This window comes from Pseudonocardia yunnanensis (assembly GCF_039534065.1).
Classification (GTDB): domain Bacteria; phylum Actinomycetota; class Actinomycetes; order Mycobacteriales; family Pseudonocardiaceae; genus Pseudonocardia; species Pseudonocardia yunnanensis.
In genome coordinates this window covers 365,849-382,020 of record NZ_BAAAUS010000027.1, presented here as the reverse complement: position 1 = coordinate 382,020, position 16,172 = coordinate 365,849, and the positions used below count along the sequence as shown (strand labels likewise).

The window sequence follows — 16,172 nt, the reverse complement described above, 5'->3', positions numbered from 1 at the left end:
GCTCGGTTGTGAGGCACGAGACTCGAGGGAGCGCCGCGGTCAGGAGTGACGAGCCGCAGCAGCATCGTCGTCGAGGGCGGTTGCTGATCGGCCGCCCGTTGCTCAGAGACCCAGGCGCTTCAGGATCTCCTGTGCCCCGAGAGTGGGGGTGAGCTCCCCGCCGCGCACGTCGCGCTCGAGCTGGGGGATCGCCTCGCGCACGTTGCGGTCGGACTGCAGCCGGTCCATCAGCTGGTCGCGGACCATCGCCCACATCCACTGAACCTGCTGGTCGGCGCGGCGCCCGGCCAGCTCGCCCGCCTCCTCCAGCGCGGCGCGATGAGCCTCGACCGCATCCCATACCTCCGCCATGCCGACGCCGCTCTGGGCGCTGCAGGCCAGCACGCGGGGACGCCACACGGCGTTCGGGGGCGTCACGAGCCGCAAGGCGCCGGCCAGCTCGCTTGCCGCGCGGGTGGCGTCCTTCTCGTGCGGGCCGTCGGCCTTGTTGACCGCGATCACGTCGGCCAGCTCGAGGATGCCCTTCTTGATCCCCTGCAGCGAGTCGCCGGTGCGGGCGATCGTGAGCAGCAGGAACGTGTCGACCATCCCGGCCACGGCCACCTCGGACTGGCCGACGCCGACCGTCTCCACGAGCACCACGTCGTACCCGGCCGCCTCCACCAGCACGATCGACTCGCGGGTGGCGCGCGCCACCCCGCCGAGCGTCCCCGCGCTCGGCGACGGCCGGATGAACGCATTCTCGTCGACGGCCAGGGCGGCCATCCGCGTCTTGTCACCCAGGATCGAGCCCTTGGTCCGGGTCGAGGACGGGTCGACGGCAAGCACGGCGACGCGGTGCCCCGCGCCGGTGAGCCGCGTGCCGAGCCGCTCGATGAACGTCGACTTCCCGACGCCGGGCAGGCCGCTGATCCCGACCCGCCGGGACGTGACGGCTTCCGGCGCGAGCTCCATCAGCAGCTGCTGCGCCGCCTGCCGGTGGTCGGTGCGGTTCGACTCGACGAGGGTGATCGCACGGGCCAGCACCGCGCGCGAGCCGCCGAGCACCCCCTTGACGAGGGCCGGCACATCGATCTCGCGGGCCACGGCCCTCCTCCCGAGCTCGCCGCATCGGCGGAGCTCACGCCCTGTGCTGGGCCGCCAGCTTCTGCAGCAGGTCCACGGCGGCCTCGGCGATCACGGTGCCCGGGCCGAACACCGCCGCAGCGCCCGCATCGTGCAGGGCCGGGTAGTCCCCGGGCGGGATCACGCCGCCCACCACGACCATGATGTCGGCGCGATCCAACTTCGCCAGCTCCTCGCGCAGCTCCGGGACCAGCGTGAGATGCCCCGCGGCGAGCGAGTTGACCCCGACGACGTGCACGTCGGCCTCCACCGCCTGCCGGGCCACCTCACCCGGGGTCTGGAACAGCGGGCCGACGTCGACGTCGAAGCCGAGGTCGGCGAACGCGGTGGCGATCACCTTCTGGCCGCGGTCGTGCCCGTCCTGGCCCATCTTCGCGACGAGGATGCGCGGCTGGCGCCCCTCCTCCGCCGCGAACTCGTCCACCAGCTCGCGCGCCCGGTCGATCGCCGGGCTCGACCCGGCCTCCTCGGAGTACACACCGGAGATGATGCGCACCTGACCGGCGTGGCGCCCGAACACCTTCTCCAGCGCGTCGGAGATCTCCCCCACTGTGGCCTTCGCACGCGCCGCGTTCACCGACAGGGCCAGCAGGTTCTGCTCGTCGCTGCGCTCCGAGCCCTCCGCGATCTGCGCTGCCGCATTGGTCAGAGCCTGCAGCGCCGCGTCGACCTCGCGCGAGTCGCGCTCCTCGCGCAGCTGCCGCAGCTTCTCCAGCTGCTCGCGGCGCACCCCGGCGTTGTCGACCTTCAGGACCTCGACGTCCTCGTCCTGGTCAACCACGTACTTGTTCACGCCGATCACCGGCTGGCGGCCCGAGTCGATCCGCGCCTGTGTGCGGGCCGCGGCCTCCTCCACGCGCAGCTTCGGGATCCCGGCGTCGATGGCCTGCGCCATCCCGCCCGCCTTCTCCACCTCCTGGATGTGCGCCCAGGCGCGGCGGGCGAGGTCGTAGGTGAGGCGCTCGACGTAGTAGCTGCCGCCCCACGGGTCGATCACCTTCGTGGTGCCGGACTCCTGCTGCAGCAGCAGTTGCGTGTTGCGCGCGATGCGCGCGGAGAAGTCGGTGGGCAGCGCGAGCGCCTCGTCCAGCGCGTTGGTGTGCAGGCTCTGCGTGTGGCCCTGCGTCGCCGCCATCGCCTCGACGCAGGTGCGGATCACGTTGTTGTAGACGTCCTGCGCCGTCAGCGACCAGCCCGAGGTCTGGGAGTGGGTGCGCAGCGACAGCGACTTCTCGTTCTGCGGAGAGAACTGCTTCACGAGTTTCGCCCACAACAGGCGCGCCGCCCGCAGCTTCGCGACCTCCATGAAGAAGTTCATGCCGATGGCCCAGAAGAACGACAGGCGCGGCGCGAACCGGTCGATGTCCAGGCCCGCGTCGAGCCCGGCCCGCAGGTACTCCACGCCGTCGGCGAGGGTGTACGCGAGCTCGAGGTCGTTGGTGGCTCCCGCCTCCTGGATGTGGTAGCCGGAGATGGAGATCGAGTTGAACCGCGGCATCTCCCGTGAGGTGAACGAGAAGATGTCGGAGATGATCTGCATCGAGGGCTGCGGCGGGTAGATGTAGGTGTTGCGGACCATGAACTCTTTGAGGATGTCGTTCTGGATGGTCCCGGTGAGCTTCTCGTGGGGGACGCCCTGCTCCTCCGCCGCCACGATGTAGAGCGCGAGCACGGGCAGCACGGCGCCGTTCATCGTCATCGACACCGACATCTCGCCGAGCGGGATGCCCTCGAAGAGCCGTCGCATGTCGTAGATCGAGTCGATGGCGACGCCCGCCATGCCCACGTCACCCGCCACGCGCGGGTGATCGGAGTCGTAGCCGCGGTGGGTGGCCAGGTCGAACGCGATCGACAGCCCCTTCTGCCCGGCGGCGAGGTTGCGCCGGTAGAACGCATTGGACTCCGTGGCCGTGGAGAACCCGGCGTACTGGCGGATCGTCCACGGCTGGGTCGTGTACATCGTGGGGTACGGGCCGCGCAGGTAGGGCGCGATGCCCGGGTACGTGCCGAGGAAGTCCACGTCGGCGAGGTCCGCCGCCGTGTACAGCGGCTTCACCGCGATCCCCTCTGGGGAGTCCCACGTCGGGACATCGGCGTGCCACTGCCCGGCCCCGCTCTGCGCGCCGCTCTCCAGGGGGACCTGGGTGAAGTCGGGCAGGCTCCTCATCGCGCCCCCTCCTGTGCCGTCGCTCCTGGCGTCTGTGCAGTTTCCTGGGCCGCGTACACCGATTCGATCACCGCCAGCGCGTCGACGCCGGTGTAGAGCGTGTCGTCCACCCCGGGGACGGCGACCGTGCCGGCGAGGAGCACGTAACGGGCGCCCGCGTCGCGCAGCGCCGCCGCCGTCTCCTCGCCCTGCTCGCGGTAGATCTCGTCGGTGGAACACAGGACCGCCACCGGCGTCCCCGCCTCGGCGAACTCGGCGGCGACCTCGTCGGCGGTGGTGGTGGGCCCGGCCTCGGGCACCTCGATCCCGCCGGCCTGCAGGAGGTTGCGGGCGAACCCGGCCCGCGCGGTGTAGGCGGCCAGCGGCCCGAGCGTGGCGAGGAACGCGCGCGGGCGGGCTCCGGTGGCGGCGAGCAGAGCGTCGGACCGGTCCCGGTAGGCCTCGAACGGCTCGGCTGGCCGGAATCGCGGCAACCCGCCGCCCGGGGCCTCGGGCACGGGGCGACGCTCCACCGGCTTCTCGGCGGGATCGGCGAACTCGCTCACCCCGGTGATGGCGGCCCGGCGCGTTGCCACGTCGGCCAGCCTGCGCCCACGGACCATCGCCACCTGCTCCGCCAGGAAGCCGGACCCGATCGCGGCGAGCGCGCCGCCCTCGGCCTCGATGTCCTGGAAGAACGCCCATGCCGAGCGGGCCAGTTCCGCGGTGAGTGACTCGACGTACCAGGAGCCACCGGCCGGATCGATCACGCGGGCGAGGTGCGCCTCCTCCACGAGCAGGGACTGGGTGTTGCGCGCGACCCGCCGGGAGAACGGCTCCGAGGCGCCGAGCGCGGCATCGAACGGCGCGACGGTGACCGCGTCGGCACCACCCACCCCGGCGGCGAAGCCCGCGAGGGTGCCGCGCAGCAGGTTGCCGTAGGGGTCGCGCCGGGTGAGCATCGCCGGGGAGCCGACCGCGTGCTGGCGCTGCGGCTGAGGCGAGCCGCACACCTCGGTGACGCGCGCCCAGAGCCGCCGGGCCGCCCGCAGCTTCGCGATCGTGGGGAACTGCTCGGCGGTGGCCGCGTAGCGGAACTCCAGCAGCCGGGTGGCGGTCGCCAGGTCCAGGCCGGCGAAGTCGCCCTCGCGCCCACCGGTGCCCGTGAGCACGCGCAGGTACTCGAGGCCCGCCGCGAGCGACCAGCCCAGCTCCTGCGCGTCGGACGCCCCTGCCCCGTGCACCGGCAGCGCGTCCACCACGATGGCCCGCACCTGCGGGGACTCCTCGGCGGCTTGCCTGGCCAGCGGGACCACCTCGGCGATGTCCGGGCCCTCACCGGTGCGCACCCGCCGTCCGACGGGGTCGAGTCCGAGTGTGCCGAGCACGTCGGCAGCTCGGACCGCACGCTCGGCGGCGAGCTCGAGGAACGCTTCCGCGGCCTCGATCTCGGTGCCGGCCGGGGCTGCGGAGGCGTCGAGGACGACGGGCGCCAGGTCGAGATGCACGTCGCCGAGCACGGAGGGTAGGTCGGCGACGGCGGTGGCTCCCTCGCCGACGGCCAGCCAGATCGACCGCACGCCGTTCTCCAGGTCGGCCAGCACGGCCTGCCTCGCGACTGCGGGGTCGGGTTCGGCGTGCCGCTGCCGGACGTCCCATCCGTCCGGCGCCGGTCCCGCAGCCCGGGCACCCCGCACGTACGGGGCGGCGCCGGGTACGCCGACGTCGAGCCGTGGTGCGTCCTGCGCGGTGTAGAGCGGGCGTACCCGAAGGCCGCCGGGACCGGTCCGGGTCAGCTTCTCGAACCCCGCGCCGGGCGAGGCGTCCTCGCCGATACGCCCGGACCGGCGCACGACCTCGTCCACGAGCCGGAGCCAGTCGTCGCGGCCGGCGGGAGGGAAGTCCGCCGCCAGCGAGAGCTCCTCCGGTTCGGCCGGGGCGTCGGCGTCCAGCGCGTCGCCGTCGACCTTCGCCGTGTTCATCGCTTCGCCGTCTTCGCGCTGATCGTCGCCGTCCTCGACCTGCTCATCACTGCGACTCCTCGCCGCCCGCGGCGTTTGCGCCGTGTACGGGCCAGGTGTCGGAGTCTAGTGAACGGCGCCGCCCGGAGGCCTCTCGCGCGCAGCGTGACGTGCCGCACCGCGGTCTCACGCCAGCACGATCGAGTTGCCCTCCACCTGGATGTTCTTGGCGGGCAACGGCGACTGCGCCGGCCCCCGGACCACGGAGCCATCGGTGACGGAGAACCGGCTGCCGTGGCACGGGCAGTTGATCGTGCCGTCGGACACCTGGGAGACGGTGCATCCCTCGTGGGTGCAGGTCGAGGAGAACGCCTTGAACTCACCGGCCGTCGGCTGGGTGACGACCACCTGCCGGTCGGCGAAAATCGTGCCTCCTCCGACCGGGACGTCGGTGGTGCTGGTGAGCGCGGCGCCGCCACCGGAGGACGCCGCACCCGGGGCACCGGTGGGGGCGGGCGCCGGGGCGGCCGGAGCCGCGGAACCGCCTGAGCCGTAGCTGCTGCAAGCGCTCAGCGCCGCGGCACAGACGCCGCAGGCGCCGACCATGACAGCCCGCCGCGGAAGGGCCGGGGTGGGGAGCTTGGCGTGCACGAGGGACTCCTCAGAAGGTCAGGCCCGATGTGGTGAAGAACCACACCGAGGAGGTCAGCCAGAGGGCGGTCATCGCCGTGAACACCATCCCGCCCAGCACTGGAAGGCTCCATGCCGGGGTGTGTGACCTCTGTAGCAACAACATCTTGGTGACGAAGACGCCGTAGAAGAAGCAGCCGAAGAGCGAGTGCAGGAGCGTGCGCAGGCTGCCGCCCTGGAACCCGAGCGCGTAGAGGCAGTGCACCGCGACCGGCACGGTCAGCAGCACCGCTACCCGGCCCGACCAGCGGTGCAGCGCCGGCACCCAGTGCGGTGCGCGGATGCGCGGGAACCGCCCGTACATCAACATCGACGAGCCGAGCTGCACGAGGACCAACAGGAACGCGGCGGTGCCGAGCCACGCCTTGACCGCGACGCCGCTGGAGAAGCCGGCGAGGTTGATGGCGAAGAAGGTGGGCTCGTGCACCCGGCCGTAGACCCCGAGCCCGACGGCGACGAGCGTGCCGATCGCCACAGACAGGAACACTCCCCCGTGGCGGGGGCGCCTGCGCAACCCACGGCGGGGACGCCTGCGGACGGCGTGGGGGGACCGCATCGCCGCGGTCACCGGCGGATCACCGTGGAGCCACCGTCGAGCGCGGTGACCTCGACGGGCGCACCGTCGATCGTGACACCGCCGGGGTTCGCGGGGTCGAGCACGGGGGCGGGCCGTCGCTCCCCCGCCGCGGACGCCACCCCGGTCACCTCCCCGTCACCGGTGACGACCCAGCCGACCCGCGTGGCCACGCCGCGCACGTCGGCTCGTCCCTCGTAGAGCCCGGCAGGCGCGTCGACGCCCTCCGCCGTGTACGACCACGCCTCCTCGCCGTTGGTCTTCACGGTGCCCGTCGACGACGAGCCGTCCGCGGTGCCCGTGATCGTCGTCGAGCCGTCCTTGCTCTCGAGCGTCAGCTGGTCACCCCGCAGGGATCCCTCCAGCCACGCCTCCATCGCCTTGCCGTCGCAGACGTAGGCGACGGCGCGGCCGTCCTTCACCGCGATCGCCACCGAGGCCTCCCGGCCCGCCGTCCACCCGGCGTAGGCCTTCTCGGTGACGGCCTCGCTCGCGGCGCCGGCGTCCTCGGCCGGGGCGGCGGCAGCCGGCGCGGGCACCGGCGTGAGACGAGCGAGGTCGACCACAGTGGACGGTCCGGCCGCAGGCGCGGCTGCGGATTGCTGCGCCGCGTCTCGCTGGCTCAGCGTGTTGGCGATGAGGAAACCGGCGCCGAGTGCAGCCATCGCGGCCAGCGTCAGCAGGGGCGCGTACCTCTTCATGTTCTCCCCGCGAGGTCGGGGCCCGGCCGGCTGCCGGACGTGCTCACTCAACACACGGCTAACGGGCAGGGAGAGTTCAATCGGATATTCTGCGAAATCGGAACACCAGCCGCACTGAACCGCCGGACGCCCTGATACGTCCCATGTATAGGTGCTGTTCCCCGTTGGGGTTCCGCGCCCTGTCCGACGTCCCAGGGAGATCCGGGAGCATGCCCGATGCGCGTCCTCGAACACCAGACGAGGCCCTGGTGCATGCCGTCTACCAGGACCACGGGCGAGCCCTGCTCGCCTACGCCACCCGCCTCACCGGCGACCGCGGCGCCGCGGAGGATGTCGTGCAAGAGACGTTGATCCGCGTATGGCGCCATCCGGAGGCGCTGGCCAACGGCAAGGGCTCCACCCGGGGATGGCTGCTGACCGTGGCGCGCAACATCATCACCGACCGGATCCGGGCCAGAGCTTCCCGGCCCCAAGAAGTGCCTGAGGCGCCCGACGCTCCACCCGTGGAGCGCGACCACGCCGACCGCGTGGTCACATCCGTCACCGTCCTGGCGGCCCTCGAAGAGCTGTCCGAGGACCACCGGGGCGTGCTCGACCAGATCTACTTCCAGGGGCGGAGCCTCGGCGAGGCCGCCTCTGCGCTCGGCATACCGCCGGGCACGGTCAAGTCACGGTCGTACTACGCGCTGCGCGCCCTGCGGCAGCACTTGACGAGCCGCGACCCGGCTGGGGACGAGGTGCCGGCATGACGCACGCCTATCGATCGCACGACCCGGAGGAGCTGGGGGCCTACGTCTTCGGACTCCTCACCCCGGAGCAGGCACATGTCGTGGAGGAGCACCTCGCCGTGTGCCCGGAGTGCCACCGCGAGTGGGAGGAGCTACGCCAGATGACCGACCTGCTCGATGAGGTTCCCCCCGAGGTATTCCTCGAGGGCCCTCCGGACGGGGATCTGGTACTGCAGCGAACCCTGCGGCAGATCCGCTCGGAGGTCAGCGCCAGACAGCGGCGCACACGCCTGACCGTGGCGGCGGCAGCGGTCGTCGGTGTGGCCGTGGTGCTCGGCGGTGGTGTCGCCGTCGGCCGGGCCGTAGCGCCCGAGCCCACCAGCGTGGCCGCCGCGCAGGCACCGGCGGACGAGGACGCCGTCGCGGGCACCCGGGTGCTCACCGGCACCGGCCCCGACGGCGTGGAGATGACGGCAAAGATCATCCCGGCCTCGGGTTGGGTGCGGGTCAGCGCCACGGTGCGGGGCATCCCGGCCGGTGAGCGGTGCCAACTGGTCGTGGTGGGCCGCGACGGGAGCCGCGAGGTGGCCGGAAGCTGGCTCGTACCGCAGTCGGGCTGGCGCCAGGGCATGACGCTCGACGGCTCGGCGATCGTGGCTCCGGACCAGGTGGCAGCCGTGGTGGTGCAGAACGAGGCGGGCCACCAGTTCGCCGAGCTGCACGCATAGACCAGGCATAGACCGGGCCAGGCACCCGCGCGCTGATCACAGCGCGCGGGTGCCTGGTCGTTTCGTCTCCGGGCACGCCGCTCGTGACACCGGTGGGCGGGCACCGTCCTCGGTCAACTTCGAGACCTCCGACACCCTGTTCGGCCGTCACCTTCTACCTGATGTAGAACTACTACATAAGGTAGAAAATCGGTCGAGCGGAGGCTCTGAGTGGACGCCCTGGACCTGGCGCGCTGGCAGTTCGGGATCACGACGATCTACCACTTCTTGTTCGTCCCGCTGACGATCGGCCTGTCCGTGATCGTCGCCGCGCTGCAGACGGCGTGGCACCGCACGGGCCGGACCGAGTACCTGCGGGCCACCAAGTTCTTCGGCAAGCTGTTTCTGATCAACTTCGCGATGGGCGTGGTCACCGGCATCGTGCAGGAGTTCCAGTTCGGCATGAACTGGAGCGCCTACTCGACCTTCGTCGGGGACGTCTTCGGGGCCCCGCTCGCGATGGAGGCACTACTCGCGTTCTTCCTGGAGTCCACGTTCCTCGGACTGTGGATCTTCGGCTGGGACCGGCTGTCGCGCCGCGTGCACCTCGCCACGATCTGGGCGGCCGCGATCGGCTCCAACCTGTCCGCCTACTTCATCCTCGCCGCCAACGCCTGGATGCGGCACCCGGTCGGGTTCACCGTCGACCCCGTCACGCGGCGGGCACGGCTCACCGACATCGGGGCGGTGCTGACCAACCCGCAGGCCTGGTCGACCTACCTGCACGTCGTCTCAGCGGCGTTCGTGATCGCCGGACTGTTCGTCGTGGCGGTGAGTGCCTACAAGCTCCTGCACCGCGACCGCGCACCACACCCGGGCGAGCCCGGCATGTTCCGCAAGACCCTGCGCGCCGGGCTCATCACCACCGTGGTCGCCGGAGCCGTGGTGATCTACTCCGGCGACCACCAAGCCAAGCTCGCGGCACAGTACGAGCCGATGAAGCTCGCTTCCGCCGAGGCGCTCTGGGACTCCGAGAACGCGGCGGGGTTCTCACTCTTCGCGGTGGGCGACCCGGCGATCGGCGAGGCCGGCACCGGGCAGAACGTCTTCGACATCCAGGTGCCCTACGTCCTGAGCTTCCTCGCCACGGGGTCGCCGGCCGGTGAGGTGCAGGGCATCAACGACCTGCAGCAACGCTACGAGGCCCAGTACGGTCCCGGCGACTACGCGCCGAACATCCCGGTGATCTACTGGGCGTTCCGGCTGATGATGGGACTGGGCCTGGCCGGTGTGGTCATCGGCGTGCTCGGGCTGTGGGTCACCCGGCGCGGGCACCTGCCCGAACAGCGGTGGATGTACCGCGTGGCGATGCTCGGCCTGCCCGCGGCGATGGTGGGCAACATCTTCGGTTGGGTGCTCACCGAGATGGGACGCCAGCCCTGGACGGTGGTCGGCGAACTCCTGACGGCCGCGAGCGTCTCCCCCGGCGTGAGCCTGGGCGAGGTGGCGTTCTCACTCTCCCTGTTCACCGCGATCTACGGGGCGCTCGCGGTGGTGGAGGCCCGGCTGCTCTGGCGTTACGTCAAGGCCGGCCCCGGCCACGTCATGCCCTACCCGGGCGACGGCGAGCGCGAACCCGACGCCGTGCCGGCGTTCAGCTACTAGCGGCCACGAGGAGCCGAGATGGATCTCCCAACAGTCTGGTTCGTCGCCATCGCCGTGCTGTGGACCGGCTATTTCGTGCTCGAGGGCTTCGACTTCGGCGTCGGGATGCTGCTGCCCGTACTCGGCAGGGACGCCGACCCTGCCCACCGGGAGAGCGACCGTCGTGTCGTCATCAACGCGATCGGCCCAGTGTGGGACGGCAACGAGGTGTGGCTCATCACCGCGGTCGGCGCCATGTTCGCGGCCTTCCCCGCCTGGTACGCGGCCACACTCAGCGGGTTCTACCTCCCGTTGCTGCTGGTCATCCTGGCGCTGATCGGCCGCGGCGTGGCGTTCGAGTACCGCGGAAAGGTCGACGATCCGCGCTGGCGGGCGCGATGGGACGCGGCGATCGTCACGGGCAGCGTGGTGCCCGCCTTCATCTGGGGGGTGGTGTTCGCCAACATCGTGCGGGGCGTGGAGCTGGGACCGGACGGGGTCGTGACCTCGAGCCTGGTCGACCTGCTGAACCCGTACGCGCTGCTCGGCGGCATCACGACGGTGACGCTGTTCGTCCTGCACGGCGCCGTCTTCCTGGCGCTCAAGACGGACGGACCCGTACGCCACCGCTCCCGGGCCATGGCCCGGAGGACCGGGCCCGTGGCGCTGGTGGCGCTGGCCGGGTTCCTGCTGTGGACCGCCGACCAGCACGGGGTGCTGGTGATCCCCGCCGCCGTGTCGGTCGCAGCCCTGCTCGCCGCGCTCGTCCTCGTGTTCCGCAGGCGGGAGGGCTGGTCGTTCGCGGCCACGGCCGTCGCGGTCGCGGCCTTCACCGCGGCGATCTTCGGCTCACTGTTCCCGGTGGTGCTCCCCTCGCTCGTCGACCCGGCGTTCGACCTCACCGTCGCGGGCGCCGCGTCGGGCCCGTACACCCTGGGGGTGCTGAGCTGGGTCGGCGCGGTGTTCCTGCCGCTGGTGATCGCCTACCAGGCGTGGAGCTACTGGGTCTTCCGGCGCCGGGTGACCAGGGCGCACGTCGGATGAGACCCCTGGACCCACGGCTGGTGCGCACCACCCGCGCGGTGCGGGTGCATCTGGCGGTCACGGTGGCCTGCGGAGCCGCCGCCACCGGACTGATCCTGCTGCAGGCCTGGCTGATCGCCCACGCCGTCGCCACCGCCACCGCGGGCGTCACCGCGCAGGCGGTGGCCGGCACCGTCGGCGCCGTGGCGCTCGTCGCGCTGGCCCGCGCCGGGCTCGCGTACGGGGCGGAGACCATGGCCCTGCGCAGCGCGGCGGGGGTGAAGTCGGACCTGCGCAGGCGACTCGTCCGGCACGTCACAGGCGGCGACCCCGCCTCCACCGACGCCGGCCGGCTCGTCACGCTCACCACCCGCGGCCTGGACGCCCTCGACGACTACGTCGCCCGGTACCTGCCCCAGCTCGTTCTCGCTGCGCTCGTCCCCGTGGCCGTGCTCGTGGTGGTGGTCCGGGCCGACTGGATCTCCGCACTCGTCATCGCACTGACGTTGCCGCTGATTCCGGTGTTCATGGCGCTCGTGGGCTGGCACACCCAGTCCCGTACACGCCGGCAGTGGCACCTGCTGGAACGCCTGGGCGGCCACTTCCTCGACGTCGTGGAGGGGCTCCCGACCCTGGCCGTGTTCCGCCGGGCGAAGGCCGAGTCCGGGCTGATCCGGCGGGTGACCGAGGAGCATCGCTCCGCCACGATGGGCACGCTGCGGGTGGCGTTCCTGTCGGCGTTCGTGCTCGAACTGCTCGCCACGCTCGCCGTGGCGCTCGTCGCGGTGGAGATCGGGCTGCGGCTGCTCTACGGGCAGCTCGATCTGGAGACCGCCCTGCTCGTACTGATCCTCGCCCCCGAGGCCTACCTCCCGCTGCGGGAGGTAGGAGCCCGGTTCCACGCGAGCACAGAGGGCCTCGCGGCGGCTGATCAGGTCTTCGCCGCACTGGAGCGCCCGCACACCGTGGCGACTCGCGCGCCTGAGACGGGTTCCCGGGGGCGAGTCGCCGCCGCCCCCGAGGTCCGGTTCCACGGCGTCGGGCTCACCTATCCCGGCCGGTCGCAACCCGCACTCGCCGGTGTGGATCTGACGCTGCGGCCCGGCGCCACCGTCCTCGTCACGGGACGCAGCGGAGCGGGCAAGACGAGCCTGGTGTCGTTGCTGCTGCGGTTCACCGACCCGACGGCGGGACGGATCACGGTCACGGGGGACGACGGCGAGCCCTGCGACCTGCGGGATGTGGACGTCGACCAGTGGCGCCGCCGCATCGCGTGGGTGCCGCAGCGGCCCTACCTGTTCGACGCCTCCGTGGCCGACAACATCCGCCTCGGCAACCCGGACGCCTCCGACGCCGCCGTTCGCCGTGCGGCCCGGCTCGCCGAGGCGGAGGAGCTGATCGGCGCACTCCCCGACGGGTACGCGACCCGGCTCGGTGAGCGCGGCAGCAGGCTCTCGGCGGGGCAGCGCCAGCGCATCGCGCTCGCGAGGGCATTCCTTCGCCAGGACGGGGACCCGCTCATCGACACCGCGCCGATCGTCCTGCTCGACGAGCCCACCGCTCACCTCGACCCGGAGAACGCCGCGGCCGTGCGGGCGGGCGTCACCCGGCTGCTGCAGGGACGCACGGGCGTGATCGTGGCGCACGACGCGGGCTGGACCGACCTCGCCGACGACGTCGTGCACCTGCAGGACGGGCGGATCGCGGCGGAGGCCGAGACAGTCGGAGCGGTCGGATGAGGCGCCCGCACGGCCCGCTGCGCCGCATGATCGCGCTGGCCCGCCCGCGCGGGGCCCGGTTCGCCCTCGGTGTACTGGCCGGCGCGACCGCCACCGCGGCCGGAGTAGGCCTGCTCGTCGTGGCGGCCTGGCTGATCGCGACCGCCGCCACCCATCCCCCGATCACCGCGCTCAGCGTGGCGGTGGTCGCCACCCGGGCACTCGGTGTCACTCGCGGGGTCGCGCGCTACCTGGAACGCCTGATCACGCACGACGCGGCGCTGCGGACGCTGTCGGACGTGCGGGTGCGCGTGTACGAGCGGCTCGCGCGCACCGAGCCCATCCACCGCTTCCGGACGGGCGACCTGGTGACGCGGCTGGTGAGCGACACCGACTCCACGCAGGACCTGCTCGTCCGCGGTCTCACCCCTCCGCTCGCCGCCCTGATCACCGGTGCGGGCGTCGTCACGGTCGCCACGGCGGTGCTGGTGCCCGGCGGAGCCCTGCTCGCGGCCGGACTGCTGCTGGGTGGCGTCGCCGTACCGCTGATCGCAGCGGCCGCCGGGCGGGAGCCGGGCCGCCGGCGCGCCGCTGCCCGCGGGGCGCTCTCCACCGCACTGGTCGACGCGTTGCACGGGGCGCCGGACCTCGTCGCCTACGGGGCGATGCCCGCTGCCATCGCACGCGTCGAGGAGGCCGACGCCGACCTCACGGCGGTCGAGCGGCGTGATGCCGGGCTGCTCGGGCTCGGTGCCGGGGCATCCGCTCTGATCGCAGGCCTGACGCTGTGGGGCACGCTGCTGCTGGGCGTCACCGCTGTCGAGAACGGCGCGCTCGGACCGGTCCCACTCGCCGTGCTGGTGCTCACAGCACTCGCCGCGTTCGAGATCGTCGCCCCGCTGCCCGCGGCGGCGGCACGGCTAGGGGCGGTGCGCGCGGCGGGCGCGCGCTTGTTCGACGTTCTCGACACCCCGCACGCGGTACGGCTCCGGCCTGCCCGGCCCGCCCTCCCGGAGAACGGCCTGCGGATCCGGGACCTGCGCGTCCGCTACGGGCCGGACGAGCCGTGGGCCCTCGACGGCCTCGACCTGGACGTCCCACCGGGCCGGCGCATCGCGGTGCTCGGTCCCAGCGGCTCGGGGAAGAGCACGCTCGCCGACGTGCTGTTCCGCTTCCGCGACCCGGACCACGGCACCGTCCTCCTCGACGGCGTGGACGTCACGACCCAGGATCCCGACGTCGTGCGCGCCGGCGTGAGCGGCGTGCCGCAGGACCCGCACGTCTTCGCCAGCACCGTGCGGGAGAACCTGCGGCTCGCCCGCCCCGGTGCGTCCGACGAGGAGCTGTGGGACGTTCTCGAACGCGTCCGGCTCGCGGCCGACCTGCGCGCCACCGACGGGCTCGACACGGAGGTCGGCGCACACGGCGCCCGGCTGTCGGGCGGGATGCGGCAGCGGCTCGCCCTGGCCAGGGCGCTGCTCGTCGATCCCGGGATGCTGGTGCTCGACGAACCGACCACCCACCTCGATCCCGACACCCGCGACGCGGTGCTCGACGATCTACTCGCAGCCACCGAGGGCCGCTCCATGATTCTCATCACGCACGACACGGCCCGCCTGGACCGGCTGGACGAGATCATCGTGGTGGTGAGGGGCCGAGTGGTGCAGCGTGGCACGCATGACCAGCTGATCAGCGCGCCCGGATGGTACCGGTGTGGGTGGCTCTCTCAGTCGGCCCACAGCGACGATCCGACACTCTCATGTCGATAGGGTCGAGATCATCCACCATCCACCGATTCGATGAGGTCCTTCGTGCGTCGTCCCCAGCTCGCCGCCGTCCTGGTGGCGCTCGTCATGGCGCTGGTCGCCTGCTCCGGTGCACCCGCACCGACAGGCCCATCGGACCTGTCGGACGCGACGGTGCGCGCACTCGGCTTCGGCAACGACTGGAACTGGAAGCAGCAGGTCAACCCGCTCGAGCTGGGCGTCACACACACCCAGTACAGCCTCGACCCCGACGAGCCCACCGAGGCCCGCCAACGGGGTGAGGGCATCCTGGCCAACAACGGCGCGATCTGGCAGAACATCCACCTGATGGGCTTCGGCACGCTCAACCCGGAGCCCGCTCCCGGCCAGTTCGACTGGTCGAGCCTCGACGAACGCATGCAGCTGGTGAAGCAGACCGGCGGGCGCACCGTCCTCACGCTGTGCTGTTCGCCAGACTGGATGAAGGGCGGCCAACCGGGCCAGACCGACTGGTCAGAGCTGGAGACGGCCCCCGAGCCCGCCCACTTCGACGACTTCGCCGCGCTCGCCGCGCAGACGGTGCAGCGCTATCCGCAGATCGAGCGGGTGCTCGTGTGGAACGAGCTCAAGGGCTTCTACGACGCCGACAAGAACCGCTGGGACTACGAGGGCTACACCGAGCTCTACAACAAGGTCTACACGGCGGTGAAGGCGGTTCGTCCCGACGTCGAGGTCGGCGGCCCGTACGTCGTGCTGACCAGCCTCGATCCCGGTTCCCCCGACTCCTCGGACGTCCGGGGCCCCTGGGGCGTCGCCGACCAGCGTGCCCTCGACGTCGTCGACTACTGGCTGGCCAACAACGTCGGTGCCGACTTCGTCGCGGTGGACGGAGCCACGGCCACCAGGAACGAGACGCTCGCGGAGCCTGCCGACGCGGCTGCGCGGAAGTTCGCCGACCTGACCACGTGGATCCGGGCGCGTACCCAGCTACCCGTCTGGTGGGCCGAGTTCTACCCGGACGTGCCCTCCGACCAGCAGGGCGGGGCCACCAGCCAGGCCAGCGCCGCGTCCACCCTCGCGGTCCTGGCGGCCTATGCGCAGTCAGGGGTGTCGGGCGCCCTCCTCTGGGGTCCGCAGGGGTCCGACCTCGGGTTCTCCGCGCTCTGGACGGACAGCACCCAGTCCGACGGCGGCCGCCCCACCCCGCTCACCGCGGGATGGCAGTGGCTCGTGCCGCGGCTGGAGGCGGGCCACGTGGCCATCGGGCACTCACCGACGCTCCCGGTGCTCGCGTTCCGGGCACCGGACGGGATGCTCGTGGTGAACCTGACGCAGAACCCCGTCGATCTCTCGGAAGGCGAACCGCTCGCGCCGTGGGCGGTCCTGCTCTCCCAGCGGGCTCCCTGACGT

General features: G+C 72.1%; 13 protein-coding genes. 7 read left to right on the top strand and 6 right to left on the bottom strand.

All coding sequences use genetic code 11. The annotated features are described in order from the left end of the window. Window positions 1-102: 102 nt before the first annotated feature. The 6 genes from meaB to ABD743_RS26475 form a co-directional block, all read right to left on the bottom strand. The gene (gene meaB / locus ABD743_RS26500; protein ID WP_344724937.1) at window positions 103-1,086 is read right to left on the bottom strand and encodes a methylmalonyl Co-A mutase-associated GTPase MeaB; all 984 of its coding nucleotides are present in this window, start codon (window positions 1,084-1,086) and stop codon (window positions 103-105) included. 34 nt (window positions 1,087-1,120) lie between these two features. Beyond that, window positions 1,121-3,292: a methylmalonyl-CoA mutase gene (scpA, locus tag ABD743_RS26495; protein ID WP_344724936.1), complete on the bottom strand. Its 2,172-nt coding sequence runs from the start codon at window positions 3,290-3,292 to the stop codon at window positions 1,121-1,123. After that, window positions 3,289-5,253 carry a methylmalonyl-CoA mutase family protein gene (locus ABD743_RS26490; RefSeq protein WP_344724935.1) on the bottom strand — a complete coding sequence of 655 codons (1,965 nt, stop codon included), beginning with the start codon at window positions 5,251-5,253 and terminating at the stop codon, window positions 3,289-3,291. The genes scpA and ABD743_RS26490 overlap by 4 nt, the downstream gene beginning before the upstream one ends. A gap of 165 nt (window positions 5,254-5,418) precedes the next feature. Next, window positions 5,419-5,883 carry a Rieske (2Fe-2S) protein gene (locus ABD743_RS26485; protein ID WP_344724933.1) on the bottom strand — a complete coding sequence of 155 codons (465 nt, stop codon included), beginning with the start codon at window positions 5,881-5,883 and terminating at the stop codon, window positions 5,419-5,421. 10 nt (window positions 5,884-5,893) lie between these two features. Beyond that, a complete protein-coding gene (locus tag ABD743_RS26480) occupies window positions 5,894-6,490 on the bottom strand; it encodes a DUF6529 family protein (protein ID WP_344724932.1) in 597 nt (198 codons plus the stop codon). Then, entirely contained in the window at window positions 6,487-7,197 is a 711-nt protein-coding gene (locus ABD743_RS26475; protein WP_344724931.1) for a hypothetical protein, read from the bottom strand. The genes ABD743_RS26480 and ABD743_RS26475 overlap by 4 nt, the downstream gene beginning before the upstream one ends. A 209-nt stretch (window positions 7,198-7,406) precedes the next feature. On the opposite strand from ABD743_RS26475, the gene ABD743_RS26470 reads away from it, so the two are divergent. The 7 genes from ABD743_RS26470 (at window position 7,407) to ABD743_RS26440 (ending at window position 16,169) form a co-directional block, all read left to right on the top strand. Next, window positions 7,407-7,946, top strand: a complete 540-nt coding sequence (locus ABD743_RS26470; protein WP_344724930.1) for a sigma-70 family RNA polymerase sigma factor — start codon at window positions 7,407-7,409, stop codon at window positions 7,944-7,946. Continuing rightward, window positions 7,943-8,653, top strand: a complete 711-nt coding sequence (locus ABD743_RS26465; RefSeq protein WP_344724929.1) for an anti-sigma factor family protein — start codon at window positions 7,943-7,945, stop codon at window positions 8,651-8,653. Before ABD743_RS26470 ends, ABD743_RS26465 begins: the two co-directional genes overlap by 4 nt. A gap of 210 nt (window positions 8,654-8,863) precedes the next feature. Further along, on the top strand, window positions 8,864-10,297 hold the full coding sequence (locus ABD743_RS26460) for a cytochrome ubiquinol oxidase subunit I (protein ID WP_344724928.1): 1,434 nt from the start codon (window positions 8,864-8,866) through the stop codon (window positions 10,295-10,297). A gap of 18 nt (window positions 10,298-10,315) precedes the next feature. Continuing rightward, entirely contained in the window at window positions 10,316-11,320 is a 1,005-nt protein-coding gene (gene cydB, locus ABD743_RS26455; protein WP_344724927.1) for a cytochrome d ubiquinol oxidase subunit II, read from the top strand. Next, entirely contained in the window at window positions 11,317-13,038 is a 1,722-nt protein-coding gene (gene cydD, locus ABD743_RS26450) for a thiol reductant ABC exporter subunit CydD (protein ID WP_344724926.1), read from the top strand. The genes cydB and cydD overlap by 4 nt, the downstream gene beginning before the upstream one ends. Continuing rightward, complete coding sequence (gene cydC, locus ABD743_RS26445) at window positions 13,035-14,786, top strand: thiol reductant ABC exporter subunit CydC (protein ID WP_344724925.1); 1,752 nt, start codon at window positions 13,035-13,037, stop codon at window positions 14,784-14,786. Before cydD ends, cydC begins: the two co-directional genes overlap by 4 nt. A 42-nt stretch (window positions 14,787-14,828) precedes the next feature. Beyond that, window positions 14,829-16,169 carry a hypothetical protein gene (locus tag ABD743_RS26440; RefSeq protein ID WP_344724924.1) on the top strand — a complete coding sequence of 447 codons (1,341 nt, stop codon included), beginning with the start codon at window positions 14,829-14,831 and terminating at the stop codon, window positions 16,167-16,169. Window positions 16,170-16,172 lie beyond the last annotated feature (3 nt).

Coding starts and splice junctions, on each gene's coding strand:
- scpA (WP_344724936.1), bottom strand. CDS start 3,292: ATGAGGAGCCTGCCCGACTTCACCCAGGTCCCCCTGGAGAGCGGCGCG.
- ABD743_RS26490 (WP_344724935.1), bottom strand. CDS start 5,253: ATGAACACGGCGAAGGTCGACGGCGACGCGCTGGACGCCGACGCCCCG.
- ABD743_RS26475 (WP_344724931.1), bottom strand. CDS start 7,197: ATGAAGAGGTACGCGCCCCTGCTGACGCTGGCCGCGATGGCTGCACTC.
- ABD743_RS26470 (WP_344724930.1), top strand. CDS start 7,407: ATGCCCGATGCGCGTCCTCGAACACCAGACGAGGCCCTGGTGCATGCC.
- ABD743_RS26465 (WP_344724929.1), top strand. CDS start 7,943: ATGACGCACGCCTATCGATCGCACGACCCGGAGGAGCTGGGGGCCTAC.
- cydB (WP_344724927.1), top strand. CDS start 10,316: ATGGATCTCCCAACAGTCTGGTTCGTCGCCATCGCCGTGCTGTGGACC.
- cydD (WP_344724926.1), top strand. CDS start 11,317: ATGAGACCCCTGGACCCACGGCTGGTGCGCACCACCCGCGCGGTGCGG.
- cydC (WP_344724925.1), top strand. CDS start 13,035: ATGAGGCGCCCGCACGGCCCGCTGCGCCGCATGATCGCGCTGGCCCGC.